The 14457-nt window shown below is 73.3% G+C and carries 10 protein-coding genes; 6 read left to right on the top strand and 4 right to left on the bottom strand.

What is annotated here, in order from left to right; all coding sequences use genetic code 11:
• Nucleotides 1-269: 269 nt before the first annotated feature.
• Both ACFWBW_RS40085 and ACFWBW_RS40080 read right to left on the bottom strand, forming a co-directional pair.
• Nucleotides 270-761: a DUF456 domain-containing protein gene (locus ACFWBW_RS40085; RefSeq protein ID WP_385384299.1), complete on the bottom strand. Its 492-nt coding sequence runs from the start codon at nucleotides 759-761 to the stop codon at nucleotides 270-272.
• Nucleotides 762-785: 24 nt separating this feature from the next.
• On the bottom strand, nucleotides 786-1763 hold the full coding sequence (locus tag ACFWBW_RS40080; protein WP_385384296.1) for a helix-turn-helix domain-containing protein: 978 nt from the start codon (nucleotides 1761-1763) through the stop codon (nucleotides 786-788).
• Between the two features lie 201 nt (nucleotides 1764-1964).
• Here ACFWBW_RS40080 and ACFWBW_RS40075 point away from each other — a divergent pair, with 201 nt between their 5' ends.
• The 4 genes from ACFWBW_RS40075 (at nucleotide 1965) to ACFWBW_RS40060 (ending at nucleotide 10681) form a co-directional block, all read left to right on the top strand.
• On the top strand, nucleotides 1965-5768 hold the full coding sequence (locus ACFWBW_RS40075) for a S8 family serine peptidase (protein ID WP_385384293.1): 3804 nt from the start codon (nucleotides 1965-1967) through the stop codon (nucleotides 5766-5768).
• 1665 nt (nucleotides 5769-7433) lie between these two features.
• On the top strand, nucleotides 7434-8279 hold the full coding sequence (locus tag ACFWBW_RS40070) for a protein phosphatase 2C domain-containing protein (protein WP_385384290.1): 846 nt from the start codon (nucleotides 7434-7436) through the stop codon (nucleotides 8277-8279).
• A gap of 66 nt (nucleotides 8280-8345) precedes the next feature.
• A complete protein-coding gene (locus ACFWBW_RS40065; RefSeq protein WP_385384287.1) occupies nucleotides 8346-10088 on the top strand; it encodes a pyruvate dehydrogenase in 1743 nt (580 codons plus the stop codon).
• Between the two features lie 206 nt (nucleotides 10089-10294).
• Nucleotides 10295-10681 (top strand): ATP-binding protein, encoded by a 387-nt coding sequence (locus ACFWBW_RS40060; RefSeq protein ID WP_385384302.1) that lies wholly within the window; start codon nucleotides 10295-10297, stop codon nucleotides 10679-10681.
• Nucleotides 10682-10737: 56 nt separating this feature from the next.
• On the opposite strand, the gene ACFWBW_RS40055 is transcribed toward ACFWBW_RS40060, so the two are convergent.
• Nucleotides 10738-11832: a DUF2637 domain-containing protein gene (locus ACFWBW_RS40055; RefSeq protein ID WP_385384284.1), complete on the bottom strand. Its 1095-nt coding sequence runs from the start codon at nucleotides 11830-11832 to the stop codon at nucleotides 10738-10740.
• A 333-nt stretch (nucleotides 11833-12165) separates the two neighbouring features.
• Here ACFWBW_RS40055 and ACFWBW_RS40050 point away from each other — a divergent pair, with 333 nt between their 5' ends.
• A complete protein-coding gene (locus tag ACFWBW_RS40050) occupies nucleotides 12166-12555 on the top strand; it encodes a VOC family protein (RefSeq protein WP_385384281.1) in 390 nt (129 codons plus the stop codon).
• Between the two features lie 25 nt (nucleotides 12556-12580).
• On the opposite strand, the gene ACFWBW_RS40045 is transcribed toward ACFWBW_RS40050, so the two are convergent.
• Complete coding sequence (locus ACFWBW_RS40045; protein ID WP_385384279.1) at nucleotides 12581-13474, bottom strand: (2Fe-2S)-binding protein; 894 nt, start codon at nucleotides 13472-13474, stop codon at nucleotides 12581-12583.
• A gap of 103 nt (nucleotides 13475-13577) precedes the next feature.
• Between ACFWBW_RS40045 and ACFWBW_RS40040 the strand changes: the two genes are divergently transcribed.
• A complete protein-coding gene (locus ACFWBW_RS40040) occupies nucleotides 13578-14252 on the top strand; it encodes a GntR family transcriptional regulator (RefSeq protein WP_385384276.1) in 675 nt (224 codons plus the stop codon).
• Nucleotides 14253-14457: the final 205 nt, after the last annotated feature.

Raw genomic sequence — 14457 nt, 5'->3', positions numbered from 1 at the left:
TCGAGCCCCTGTCGGAACGCAAAGGGGGGCTGGGGGGGGGGCCCGGGGTGACCCCCGGGCCCCCTCCGGCTCCGCCCCGGACCCCGCTCCTCAAACGCCGGAGGGGCTGGATTTGGCCGATGTCGGCCTGTCGCGTGCGCGTAGCGATGCAGCGCCCGTGCCATCTCAGCCCCTCCGGCGTTTGCGGAGCGGGGGTCCGGGGGCTGGGCCCCGGGGAACGGGCGAAGGGTGGGCAGGGGACTCGCCCCGCGCGGGACCGGGCCCGCCGGCTACGCCCACAGCAGGGTCCCCACCCACGCCCCCACCACCAGCAGGCACGCGAACAGCTCCACCAGCACGCTCGTCCCCACCGCCCGCATCACCGCCCGTACCGACGCCCACGCCTCCCCGTGGGTGCCCAGGCGGCGTCGCTCGCAGAGGTAGATGCCGCCCACGAAGCCGGGGACCGTGCCCACGACCGGGAGCAGCACGAAGCCCAGTACCGCGCCCACACCCGCGTACACCACCATCCGGCGGGTGACCCCGATCCCTCGGAGCCGCCGCGGGGGCAGCAGCCACTTCACCACCTGCACCACCAGGAGCAGCGCCGTCGCGCCCGCCAGCAGGCCCCAGGCCACCGACGTCCGTTCGTGCAGCGCCCACCACAGGAGGCCGGCCCAGACCAGGAGGGTGCCGGGGGCGCCGGGGACCAGTACCCCGAGCAATCCGAGCACCAGCACCAGCCCCACCAGCAGCAACTGGGGCAGCTGAGGCAGGTCCATCTGCCCAGCCTGCCCGGCCCGGGGCTATCGGGCCACCCAGCCCCGTTCGTACGCGTGCCAGCCGAGCTGGAGCCGGGTCGTGACGCCCGACAGCTCCATCAGGCCCTTGACCCGCCGCTGGACCGTCCGCAGGCCCAGTTCCAGGTGCTTCGCCACGCTCGCGTCCGTCATCCCCGCCAGGAGCAGGGTGAGGATCTCCAGGTCCGTGGCGTCGGGTCCGCCGTCGGATTCCTCCGGCGCCCCGGTGGAGCCCAGCCGCAGCGGGAGCGACTCCCGCCAGACCGCCTCGAAGAGGCCCATCAGGGACTCCAGCAGCCCCGACGCGTGGACGACCAGCGCCGCCGGCTCCGCGCCGCGCGCCGTCAGCGGGACCATCGCGAGCGACCGGTCCGCGATGACGAGTTTGGTCGGCACCTGGCCCGTCACCCGGATGTGCTCGCCGCGCGCCAGCGCCGTGGACGCCTCTCGGATCCCGCTCGGCAGGGTGAGCACCTCCCGTTCGATGACCACCCGGTACGAGACCCCCCGTACGGCCGCCCGGTCCTCCGCCTCGTTGTCCGTCCCCGTCACCACCTGAGGCCGGCCGCTGACCAGCGCGAGCACCTCCTCCACCGCGCCGAGCTGGAGCTGGTGGAAGCGGTGGGCCACCGCGCTGGCGCCCGTCACCACCTCCACCAGGTCGTGCACGGCGGGCTCGCTGGCCTCCGCCCGGTATTCCTCCGCCAGCAGGGCCGCCGCCAGCTCCGCCTGCTCCAGCTCGTGCCGCTGCTGGGTGAGCAGGGCGCCCAGGGCCACTCCGGGCGGGGCCGCCACCCACCGGCCGGGCCGGGCGGAGGACTGGGCGGCGAGCCCGTGGCGCTCCAGGTGGCGCAGGGTCCGTTCGGTCTGCTGCACCGGCAGCGTCAGCCGGTGCGCGAGGTCCGGTATCTCCGCCGCCCCCAGCGCGACCAGCGCGCGGTAAGCGGACTCCTGTCCTTCGTCGAGGCCTATCGCACTCAGCAACCCGTCCACCCAACCCTCTCAGTGCCGTTCCTGGCGGGAAGCGGCCACGGCGCAAACCCGCCGCCGACATCATCGCCGCACCCCCCGCCCCTCTGCCAAGGTGGCGCCACCGCAGCACCAACATCCGCTGGCCAGAAGCCATTTACGCGGCGTTTTCGCCGTGCAATGCAGTAGTTGGCCGGAATTCACCTGGAGAGAGCGATGCGCCCGATATCGCGTACGGCACTGGGAGCGGCCATCGCCGCCGTCCTGGCCGTCACGGCCGTGGGCCCGTCCACGGCACAGCCGAGCGACGGAGCGTCCGGAGCAGGGACCGGCACCGAGAAGAGGCCCCTCACCGGGAGCGAGGCCGCCGCCCGGCAGCCCACCGGACCCGTCACGGTGACCCTGGTCACCGGTGACCGGATCCTGGTGTCCACCGACGCGGCGGGCCGCACCGCCGCAACGGCGATGCCCCGCGAGGACGGCTCGCAGCCGATCGTGCAGACCCGCCAGGCGGGCAAGGACCTCTACGTCTACCCCGAGAGCGCGATCAAGGCGCTCGCCGCGGGCAAGGCCGACGAGGAACTCTTCAACGTCACCGGCCTGATCCGGCAGGGCTACGACGACGCGCACGCCAAGAAGCTCCCGCTGATCGCCGTGTACGAGGGCTCCGCGGGCCTGGCGCGCAGCACCCCGCCCGTTCCGGCCGGCGCCGAGCAGTCGCTGGTCCTCGGCTCCATCGGCGGCGTCGCGCTCGCCGCCGACAAGCAGAAGGCCGCCGACTTCTGGGCCGACGTCACCGGGGCGAACATCAACCCCCACGCACGGTCGGCCGCCGCCCCCCGGCTGAAGAAGCTGTGGCTGGACGGCAAGGTCCAGGCGAACCTGGAGCGTTCCACGAAGCAGGTGGGCGCCACCGCCGCGTGGGCCGCCGGATTCGACGGCACGGGCACCAAGGTCGCCGTCCTCGACACCGGCACCGACCTCGAACACCCCGACCTCAAGGGGCGGGTGGCCGAGGCGAAGAACTTCACCGACTCGGACACCGCCGAGGACCGCCAGGGCCACGGCACCCACACCATCTCCACCGTCGGCGGCTCCGGCGCCGAGAGCGGCGGGGCGAAGAAGGGCGTCGCCCCCGGCGCGCAGCTGCTCAGCGGCAAGGTCCTCAACGACTCCGGCTACGGCCTGGACTCGTGGATCATCGCGGGCATGCAGTGGGCCGTGGACAGCAAGGCCGACGTGATCTCCATGAGTCTGGGAGACCCCTCCCAGCTCTCCTGCGACGACCCGATGGCCGCGGCCACCGAGGCGCTCGCGCAGAGCAGCAACAGCCTGTTCGTCATCGCCGCCGGCAACTCCGGCCCCGGCAACAACACGGTCTCCTCGCCCGGTTGCGCGCCCAGCGTGCTGACGGTGGGCGCCGTGGACCGCGACGACAAGACGGCCTCCTTCTCCAGCCGCGGTCCGGCGGGCCTGAACCACACCCTCAAGCCCGAGATCGCCGCCCCCGGCGTCCAGATCTCCGCCGCCGCCGCGGGCGGCCGCGGGGTGTACGCGTACCAGTCGATGTCGGGTACCTCGATGGCCACCCCGCACGTCGCGGGCGCCGCCGCCATCGTCAAGCAGCGCCACCCCGACTGGACCCCGCAGCAGATCAAGGCCGCCCTGGTCGGCTCCGCCAACACCGCGGTCCCGGGCGACGTACGGGAGACCGGTGGCGGGCGGCTCGACGTCAAGGCCGCCATCGACACCACCGTCACCGGCGCCCCCGCGCTCCAGGGCGGCACCTTCAACTGGCCGCAGGACCGCAGCGACCGCACCGCGGTCTCGGTCCCGTACACCAACACGGGCACCAAGCCCGTCACGCTGAACCTCTCCGTCGAGAAGGTCACCGGCAACGACGGCTCCGCCGTCCGCAGCCAGGTCGCCCGCCTGGACCGGCGCACCGTGACCGTCCCGGCCGGCGCCACCGTCAAGGTGCCGCTCGCCCTGGACCCCGCCGCGAAGCTGGAGCGCTCCCAGTACGGGGACGTCACCGGCCGCGTCGTCGCCACGGCCAAAGGCGTGCACGTCTCCACCCCCTTCTCCCTCTACGTGGAGCCGGAGACGGTCACCCTGCGCGTCAAGCTCCTCGACCGCGCGGGCAAGCCGGCCACCGGACCGTCCTCCCTGGACGTGATCGGCACCGACGACGCCACCGGTGAGCGCCGCTTCAACGAGGGCGCCGCCGACCAGGTCTACCGGGTCCGCCCGGGCTCGTACTTCCTCTCCGCCTTCGTCGGCACCCCCGACGCCGGCGAGAACCCGGGGATGTACGACTCGCTCACCTACCTCGGCCGCCCGCAGACCGAGGTCAAGAAGGACACGGTGATCGTGCTGGACGCCCGCAAGGCGGCCAGGCTGAGCATCGCCACCGACAAGCCCACCGAGGCCCGCTCCACCACCCTCGCCTTCTCCCGCTCCTGGGGCGCGGAGGGCTGGCAGCACGCCGGCACCGCCATGGGCGGCCGTACGATCCGCGGCTACTACGCCTCGGTCGACGGCACGGCCAAGGAGGGCGACTACGAGTTCGGCAGCTACTGGCGGGCGGCCGCTCCGCTGCTCTCCGAGCTGAAGGCGAGCGGCGGCCAGGTGCTGCACCCGATCACCGCCTCCACCGGCAGTGCGAACCTCGACGGCGCCGGCAGCGCCCCGCTCGTGAACGCGGGCTCGGGCACCCCCGAGGAGCTCGCCGCCGTCGCCGCCAAGGGCGCGGTCGTCCTGGTCAAGACTGCGGACGAGGGCTCGGCGTACGAGATCGCGGGCAACGCGAAGGCGGCCGGAGCCAAGGCCGTCCTCCTCTACCGCGACGCACCCGGCCGCTGGCAGGCCTTCACCGGCTACGCGGGCGGCTCCCTCCCGGTGCTGACCGTCGAATCGGCCGAGGGCCAGGCCCTGCTGGCCAAGCTCGGCAAGGGCGCGGTCACGCTGAGCTGGAAGGGCAGCGCGAAGAGCCCGTACGTCTACAACCTGGCCCAGATCGAGAAGGGCCAGGTCCGCGGGGACCGCACCTACCGGGTGCGCGACCGTGACCTGGGCGCCGTCGAATCGGCCTACCAGTCGATGGGCGTCGCCGCCGACTTCATCGACGTCACCGGGGCCTACCGCCCGCTCGGCAACGCCGTGTACTTCGGCTCCATCGACACCGTCGCGGTACCGGGCAAGCGCACCGAGTACTACTCCGCAGGGGACACCGCCTGGGACCACCTGGTCTCCAGCAGCTTCCCGTGGGGCGAGTTCATGACCGACCAGCACCGCACCTACAAGGCGGGCTCCAAGCGCGCCGAGAGCTGGTACGACGGGGTCATCGGCCCGGTCGCGTCGCGCGACACGGCGGGCAAGGAACAGCTGGCCGCCGAGCGTCAGGGCAACCTGATCGGCTTCGCCTCCGCCATCTGGGGCGACAGCGGCCACTACGCGCAGCAGGGCGGCTTCGGCGACCTCGGCAACGTCTCGCTCAAGCGCGACGGCGAATCGCTGGGCGACACCGGCTACCCGTTCGGGGTCTTCGAGGTCCCGGCCGGCGAGGCCACGTACGAACTGACCCAGCAGCTGGAGAAGTTCGGCCAGCCGGCCCGTACCTGGCAGCGCTCCTCCGGGATCCAGACCACCTGGACCTTCCGCTCGAAGCTGGACGCGGCGCAGTACTCGCAGGCGCTGCCGATCCTCTTCCCGCGGATCTCCGCCCCGCTGGACGGCATGAAGACCCTGGCCGCGGCCAACGGCCAGAAGATCGGCCTCGCGGTCAGCGGGCACGCGGGCTACGCGCCGGGCGCGCTCAAGTCGGCCAAGCTGTCGTACTCGTACGACGAGGGCGGCAGCTGGACCGAGGCGAAGGTGAGCGAGCGCGGCGGGCAGTGGACCGCGACCGTGGACCACGCCGGGGCCGCGGGCAAGCAGGTCATGCTCAAGGTCGAGCTGACCGACAAGAACGGCGCCACCGTCACCCAGATGGTCGCGCGGGCGTACGACATTCGGTAAGTCGTACGACATGGAGCAGGGGGGTCCATCGGACGGCGGTCCGATGGGCCCTCCTTTTTCGCTGCTCTCCCTGCCCTTTTTCTGGCGTTCGCCGGATTTCGGCTGCACGGGAGCCCGACAATGAGGGCCATGAGTCAGCGGGACGCGGGCGCGGATGACTGGTGGCAGAAGCTCTACGAAGACCCCGACGCGGGACCGGAACCAGACCCCCGGGACACCCTGGAACACCGCTTCCGCTCGGCGGCGGTCCTGGTGGCCCCGACCCCGTCCCCGGTACCCCACCCCCGAAGGGACCCGGGCCCCGTGACGCCGGACGCCCCGGAGCCGGCCACCGGGCCGGCGGCGGAGGCGGGGCCGCCTCGACCTGCCCCTGGGCCGGCGCCTGAGGCCACGGGGCCCGTGCCGGGTTCCGGGGTGGTGGCGGAGGCGGGCCCCCCTGTCCCGGCTCCCCGGCCGGCCCCCGAGGCCACGCTGCCCGCGGCGGACCCTCGGCCGGTGGTGGAGGCCGGGCCGCCAGTACCGGATTCGGGGCCGCACGCGCCCGATCCCGGAGCGGTGCCCGCGGCGGACTCCGGACCGGCGGCGGAGCCGGGGGCCTGGCCGGAGGACGCGTACGGCGGCCCGGTGCTGCCGCCTCCCCGGGACCCCCGGGAGGGCGGCCAGACCTGGTACGCGCTCGGCAGCGTCGCCGTCCCGCCCGCGCTCCCCGCAGAGGACTCGGGGGAGCCGTCCGACTGGAGCTGGGGCCTACGGGACGAGACGCCCCCAGCGGCTGCGCCCCCGAAGCCGGCCCCGGCAGGGTCCGGGCACAGCCCCGACGGCGCGTACGCCGGAACCGGGCACCAGAGCCCAGCCACCCCGGCGGGGTCCGGCCCGGCCCCGGCGACTCCGGCGGGGTCCGGCCCGGCACCGGGCACCCCGGCAGGGTCCGGCCCGGCCCCTGGTGCGGGCCGCGGCGGCGATCCGTGGACGGGTCCGGACACCGACCCATCGCCGGGCCCCGCTTCCGGGTCCGGCCAGGGCTCTGGGCCGGCTTCAGCGTCAGGCTTGGGCTCTGCTCCGGCTCCAGGCTCCGGCGCCGGCTCCGCTCCGATTCCTGGGCCGAGGTCCGGCCCCGGCTCAGATCCGAGGTCCGGCCTCGCCGCCGGTCCGGGGTCCGGCATGGGCTTTGGTCCCGGTCCCGCCCCTGACGCCGGCATCGGCCCAGGGGCCGCCTCCGACACCGGTCCCGCCTCCGACACCGGTCCCGCGCCTGGTCGCGCGTCCGACCCCGGTCCGGTCCCCGGGTCCGGCCTGGGCGCGGGTCCTGGTGTCGGGCCAGGCTCCAGTGCCGGCGCGGGGGCCGGTTCCGGGCCCGGCGGCAGGCACGGTCACGGCTCAGGGGCAGCTTCGGGAGCCGGATTCCGACCCGGGCTCGATTCAGGTCCTGACCTCGGCACCGGCTTCGCCCTGGGGTCGCATCCCGGGTCCGGGGCGGGCTGGGGTGCCGCTCCCGCGGCCGGGGACGGCGCCGGCCTCGGGTCGGGCTCCGGTCACGGGGTCCTGTCCGGCGAGCCGGGCGGGGTGGCAGGCGGCGACACCGGCCCGGGAGCCGTCCCGGAGGCCGGGCCGGGGGGTCGGGCCGGCGGGGTTTCGGGAGGCGGGGTTTCCGGGGGGCCGCGGCCCGTGGTGGCGCATCTGGGGGACCGGCCGCCCACCTACGCCGCGGAGCCCATCGCGCTGCCCGCCGCCGATCCGGCCGGGCTCGCCGCGCTGACCCCCGACACCGTGCTGGAGGGGGCCCAGTACGGCGGCTACACGCTGCGCGCCGCCTCCGTGCGCGGGGACTCCGCCCGGTTCCGGGGCGAGGCCCGGCGGGACTTCCTGCTCACCGCCCGCTTCGGCACCGGCCCCGACGCGCTGGTCCTGGTCGTGCTCGCCGGCGGGGACCGGTCCGCGCCCGGAGCCGCCGAGGCCGCCGCCGACGTGTGCCGCTCCGTCGCGGGAGCCGTCGGGCGGAGCCAGGAGCGGCTGTCGCAGGACATCAGGGACGGCCGGCGCGAAGCCCTGCGCTCGGGGCTCCAGCGGCTCACCGACCGCGGCTACGGGCAGCTGCGCGCCCGCGCCGCCGAGCTGGGGCTCCCGGAGGACGGCTATACGGCCGGGCTGCGCGGACTGCTCCTGCCGGTCGACCCCGGCTGCCGCACCCGGGTCTGCTTCGGCGCGGGCGCGGGCGGGCTGTTCCGCCTCCGGGACGGACAGTGGCGGGACCTGGAGGATCCGGGACCGGCGTCGGGCGATCCGGCTGCGTTCCGCTTCAGGGCCTCCGTGGCCCGCCCCGGAGACACCCTGCTCCTGTGCTCCGGGGGCCTAGCGGACCCGATGCGCGAGGAGGAGCCGCTCTCCGCCGAGCTCGCCGACCGCTGGGCCGACGTACCCCCGCCGGGCCTCGCCGCCTTCCTCGCGGACACCCAGCTCCGCCTCAAGGGCTACGCCGACGACCGGACGGCCGCCGCGGTCTGGGAGGCGTAACCCGGCGGATCATGCGTGGATGGGAGGCGCACCCGGCAGAGCCGAACCGGAAAGGGCGCCCCCTCCATGGCCAAGCAGAACGTGGCGGAGCAGTTCATCGACATTCTCGTGCGCGCCGGCGTGCGCCGGATGTACGGAGTCGTCGGGGACAGCCTCAACCCCGTCGTCGACGCGATCCGCCGCACCGGCGGCATCGAGTGGATCCAGGTCCGCCACGAGGAGACCGCCGCCTTCGCGGCCGGCGCGGAGGCCCAGATCACCGGCTCCCTCGCCGCGTGCGCGGGATCCTGCGGCCCCGGCAACCTCCACCTGATCAACGGGCTCTACGACGCCCACCGCTCGATGGCTCCGGTCCTCGCGCTGGCCTCCCACATCCCCTCCTCCGAGATCGGCCTCGGCTACTTCCAGGAGACCCACCCCGACCGGCTGTTCACGGAATGCAGCCACTACAGCGAGCTGATCTCCAACCCCCGCCAGATGCCCCGGGTCCTGCAGAGCGCCATCCAGCACGCCGTCGGCCGCGGCGGCGTGGGCGTGGTGTCCCTGCCCGGGGACATCGCCTCCCTGCCCGCACCGGAGCAGAGCGTCGAGCAGGCGCTGGTGACCGCGCGGCCGACCGTACGGCCGGGTGACGGGGAGATCGACAAGCTGGTCCGGCTCGTCGACGAGGCCGACCGGGTGACCCTCTTCTGCGGCAGCGGCACCGCCGGCGCGCACGCCGAGGTCATGGAGTTCGCCGGCCGGGTCAAGGCGCCGATCGGGCACGCCCTGCGCGGCAAGGAATGGATCCAGTACGACAATCCGTACGACGTCGGCATGAGCGGGCTGCTCGGCTACGGCGCGGCCTACGAGGCCACCCACGAGTGCGATCTGCTGATCATGCTCGGCACGGACTTCCCCTACAACGCCTTCCTGCCCGACGACGTCAAGATCGTCCAGGTGGACATCCGGCCCGAACACCTGGGCCGCCGAACCAAGCTGGACCTCGCGGTCTGGGGCGACGTGCGCGAGACCCTGCGCGCGCTGAACACCCGGGTGAAGGCCAAGACGGACCGCCGGTTCCTCGACCGGATGCTGAAGAAGCACGCGGACGCCCTGGAGGGAGTGGTGAAGGCGTACACGCGCAAGGTGGAGAAGCGCACACCCATCCACCCCGAGTACGTCGCCGCGGTCCTCGACGAACTGGCCGACGAGGACGCCGTGTTCACCGTGGATACAGGCATGTGCAACGTATGGGCGGCGCGCTATCTTTCCCCGAACGGAAAGCGCCGCATCATCGGCTCCTTCAGCCACGGCTCCATGGCCAACGCCCTTCCCCAGGCCATCGGCGCACAGTTCACCGATCGCGGACGTCAAGTGGTGTCGATGTCCGGCGACGGCGGTTTCTCCATGCTGATGGGAGATTTCCTCACCCTGGTGCAGTACGACCTCCCCGTCAAAGTGGTCCTCTTCAACAACTCATCCCTCGGCATGGTCGAGTTGGAGATGTTGGTTTCCGGCCTTCCTTCGTACGGAACGACGAATAAGAACCCCGACTTCGCGGCGATCGCCCGCGCGGCGGGCGCGTACGGGGTCCGGGTGGAGAAGCCCAAGCAGCTCACAGCGGCTTTGAGGGATGCTTTCAAGCACAAGGGACCCGCTCTGGTGGACGTGGTCACGGACCCCAACGCCCTGTCGATTCCACCGAAGATCAGCGCCGAGATGGTGACCGGATTCGCACTTTCGGCCAGCAAGATCGTGCTGGACGGAGGGGTGGGCCGGATGATCCAGATGGCGCGATCCAACCTCCGTAACGTGCCGCGCCCTTGAGCCCGGATGCGTGCGGATTTCCCCGGGGGGCATGCATCCCGTAGGCCTGTTCGACAGGCGGGCCGTCAGCGGGGACATACGGGAGGTACATCGCCGTGCGGGTGGGGGCGAAGACCGGAAAGCTGTGGCGGAGAGGGCGGCCTGTGCCGCGCGAACCGTCGGCCGAGGACGGGGCGGCGGTGCACGCGTCGGGGATCACCCGGAGCGTGCGGCGGGCCGATCTCAAGGCAATAGGGGAAGTGCGAAGGGATTTGAGGGAGTTGATGCGCCACCGGTGCAGGGCGGAGGCCGCCGAGGTGGCCGAGCTGCTGATCACCGAGCTCGTCACCAACGCCCTCGTCCACACCGATCAGGGAGCCGAGGTCTCCGCAACGCTCGCCGCCGACAGGCTGCGGGTGGAGGTCCGCGACTACGCCGCCCGCCGGCCCCGCCCGCACGTACCGTCCGCCGACGACGGTACGCACGGCAGAGGGCTGGTACTGGTGCAGTCGCTCGCAGACGCCTGGGGCGTGGACGCGCTCGGGCTGTCGCTCGGCGGCGGCAAAGTGGTGTGGTTCGAGCTCGACGGGGCGAAGGGGGCGGAGTCCGCCTGAGTGATCGGGCGGACCCCGCGCAGCGGATCCCGGACGGGGGCGTGCCCGTCAGCGGGTCATCCGAACTGCTGCTCCAGGTCCTTCAGTTTGCGTTCCAGCGAGTCGAGCCGGGGGAGCGTCTGCGTGTCGTCCTCGGCGGTGAGGTCCACCGTCCGGGGACCGATGGCCGTGTCTGTCATGTCTGCCACGTCAGCCGTGTAACGGGCTTCGGTTCCGCTCACGGCCTGCAGGGAGGGCCGGCGCCGTAGGGGCAGCTGTCCGGTTTCCGCTATGGCCGGCTCCGCGCCGGCCGGCGCGGAGCCCGCTCCGGGGGCCAGCCCCGGCACCTCGACCTGACGGGCGCGGGCCACGCGCCCGAACGCCCGGTTCTGCCGGCCGAGCGCCTTGATGTGCGCCCGGTCCAGGCGGTGTTGCTCGCGCCGGCGGTGCCGGTCGTTCTCCTTCTCCTTCTTGTCCTCGCGCACCTCGTCCACGGCCTCGTCGAGCGTGCGGACCCCCTCCAGCAGCATCAGCGACCACGCACCGAAGGTCTCCCGCGGTGCCCGCAGCCAGCGAACCATCCGGATCTGCGGCAACGGCCGTGGAATCAGGCCCTGTTCGCGCAGTGCGGCCCGGCGGGTCTGCTTCAGCGCACGGTCGAAGAGCACGGCCGCCGAGAGCGACATGCCGGCGAAGAACTGCGGAGCCCCGTCGTGGCCGAGGCCGCGCGGGGCGTGCACCCAGTTGAACCAGGCGGCGGCTCCCGCGAACAGCCAGACCAGCATGCGCGAACCGAGGGCCGCGTCGCCGTGGCTGGCCTCGCGGACGGCGAGCACCGAACAGAACATGGCGGCGCCGTCGAGACCGAAGGGGACCAGGTACTCCCAGCCTCCGGTGAGGTTGAGGTTCTGCCGGCCGAAGCCGACCAGCCCGTGGAAGGAGAGCGCCGCGGCGACCGCCGCGCAGCAGAAGAGCAGGACGTAGGAGGCGGTCCCGTAGATGGCTTCCTTGCGCCGCCGCCGCTCCTCGCTGCGCTCCCAGCTGTCCTCGGCCACCGCGGCCTTCTCGCTTTCGCGCTTGCCCCGGGCCAGTACCGCCACTGCCGCAAGTACGCCCAGGATCAGCAGGCTGCCGGGCAGCAGCCAGTCCAGCGATATGTCGGTCAGTCTCATGCGGTTGTCCCTTGCCTCGCGTATGCGGCTGTTCGGCTTGTGGCCGGTGCGGCTTTCCGGGCGCCATAGTGGCCCAGCCGGTGAGCCGTACACGCGGGTTTCGGGGCAAGTGGACGCCAACGGGGGGCGGAGCCCGCCGGATAGGGTGTTGCGGATCGAACTCCAGCTCGTGTGAGTCGAGTTGAGTTCGATTTCCGTCAGCCGGACGGGTGGGTTGAGGCGTCGGAGGCGGCGGCGCGGAAACCCGGTGGCGTCCGTACGGCCGGGTGGGTGACACTGGCCGACCGTCGGCGCCGAGGGTGCGGCCGGCGGTCCGCACCGCCTGGGAGACCCATGACGAGCAGGTTCACCGAGTTGAGCGTCGACTGCCACGATCCGGAGCGGCTCGCGGCCTTCTGGTGCGAGGTCCTGGACATCAAGGTCATCGACCGGAGCGAGGACATGGTCGAGATCGGCTCCTGGGTGCCCACCGTCGAGGACATCCGGGCCCGTCACATGCCGCCCACCCTGGTGTTCGTCCGCGTGCCCGAGGGCAAGGACGCGAAGAACCGGCTGCACCTCGACGTCAGCCCGATCGACCGCAGTACCGAGGACGAGGTGACCAGGCTGCTCGGCCTCGGCGCCGCCCTGGCGGACGTGGGCCAGGGCCCGGACCGGAGCTGGGTGGTCATGGCCGACCCCGAGGGGAACGAGTTCTGCGTACTGCGCACCCTGGCGCCGTAGGGCCGTAGGGCGGGACCGGGTTTTCTCAGGCGTCGGCCGTCAGGCGTGCCACGCGGTCCTCGTCGCAGGTGCGGGGGCAGGTGACGCAGGTGTCGTCCGGGCGGATCGTGTAGAAGAAGCAGCAGCTCGCCCGGTCACGGGTGGGCAGCTCCCGGCCGTCCGGGGCCTCCAGGGTGCGGAAGCCCGCGCCTCCGGTGTACGGGGCGGTCGTGCCGGGGAAGAGCCGGTCCAGCTCGCGCACGGCCCGCTGTTCCTCGGCTTCGCCGAGCAGGTTGGCCACGTACCAGAGGCTCTCGACCACGTCGTCGGTGACCATGCCCCACAGGGCGCGCCGCCCGCGCCGCATCCGGGGGCCGAAGCCCTCCATGAGCGGTTCGAGGTGCTGGGCCACCGCAGCCCGTACCTCTGCGCGCAGCGCGTCCTCGTCGGGCACGACCCGGGCCCCGGGGAGCGCTGCCGCCGGGTCGTCCGGCAGGCAGGCGAACGAGTGGACGCGTACGGCCATCCGGCCGTCGGTCCGGTGGAAGGACACGGCATCCGGGGGCAGGAGCGGCACGCGCCGGTCCAGGAACCAGGGAGCCGTGAACAGCAGACAGGCCTCCCACGCGTACCGGTGCAGCCCGAACCCCGCCACGACGTCCGGCCGGCCCGCGCGCCCGTAGTCGCGGAGGATCTGCGCCTCGTCCCACGCGAGGAACGCCTCCAAGGGCTCGCCGCCCGCCGCGAGCTCGTCCGCACCAACCCACCCCACACCGCGAGGGGAGGGTTCGTGCGGGGCGAGCTCGGTGACGCGCAGTCCGCCGTAGGCCCCGGTCAGCCGCGCGTAGGCGTCCGCCACCGGAGAGCCGGTCGGGGCGGGGGTGCGTACGGGGCGGACGTGGACGTGGCCCTCGGCGGGCGCGACGGCCGTTACGGTCATGGCGAACCACCGAATCACGCGATCGTTAACAGGTAAGCCTTACCTTACCTGATCTCCGTGGGGTGTGGGAAGGCGGGCTATCCTTCGGGGCAGGTCGAAACCCGTGGAGGACCGAGTGCGCGATACGGCCCGAGCCCGGGTACCGGAGCAGCAGGACCGCAAAGTGGTACGCCACTCCGTGCGGGGGCAGGTCCTCGACGCCCTGCGCGGGGCGCTGGTCGCGGGCGAGCTGGCCCCGGGGGAGATCTACTCGGGCCCGGCCCTGGGGGAGCGCTTCGGGGTCTCCGCGACGCCCGTGCGCGAGGCGATGCAGCAGCTGGCGCTGGAGGGGGTCGTCGAATGCCTCCCGAACCGGGGCTTCCGGGTCCTGACCCGGACCCCGGGGGAGCTGGCGGAACTGGCCGAGGTCAGGGCGCTGCTCGAAGTCCCCGTGATGCTGCGGCTGGCCCGTACGGTGCCGGCCGGGGCGTGGGCCGGGCTGGCGCCTGTGGCGGCGGAGGCGGAGTCTGCGGCGGCCGCGGGTGATGCGGCGCGGTATGCCGACGCGGACCGGGCGTTTCACCGTGCGGTGCTCGCGCTGGCGGGCAACGGTCAGCTCCTCCTGGTGGCGGAGGACCTCCACCGCCGCTCCCAGTGGCCCCTGCCGGGGCCCCGCCGCATCCGCCGGACGGACCTCGTCGCGGACGCGGCGGAGCACGTGGCGGTTGTGGCCGCGCTGTCCACGGGTGACGTGGCGGAGGCGGAGTCCCTGATCCGGGCCCACTTCAGGTCTCCCTGAGCCGCCGTTGCCGGGGGCCGGTCCCCGGGCCCCTGCGCCTCAAACGCCGGCGGGGCTGGGGTGTGGTCGGCGTCTGCCTGGCTGCGGGTGGGTCGGTGCCGGGGGCGGGGTGGGGTGTCGGCCTGGACTGCATGATTTAGGCGCCCTCTGCTCGGCTTCGACAGGGCGCGGCCTCTTCCAGCGCCACAAATCACGCTTTACGTCC

The organism is Streptomyces sp. NPDC059957 (genome assembly GCF_042730015.1).
GTDB lineage: Bacteria > Actinomycetota > Actinomycetes > Streptomycetales > Streptomycetaceae > Streptomyces.
Note: the sequence above shows the minus strand (reverse complement) of the source record. Positions and strands in the feature narration are given on the sequence as shown.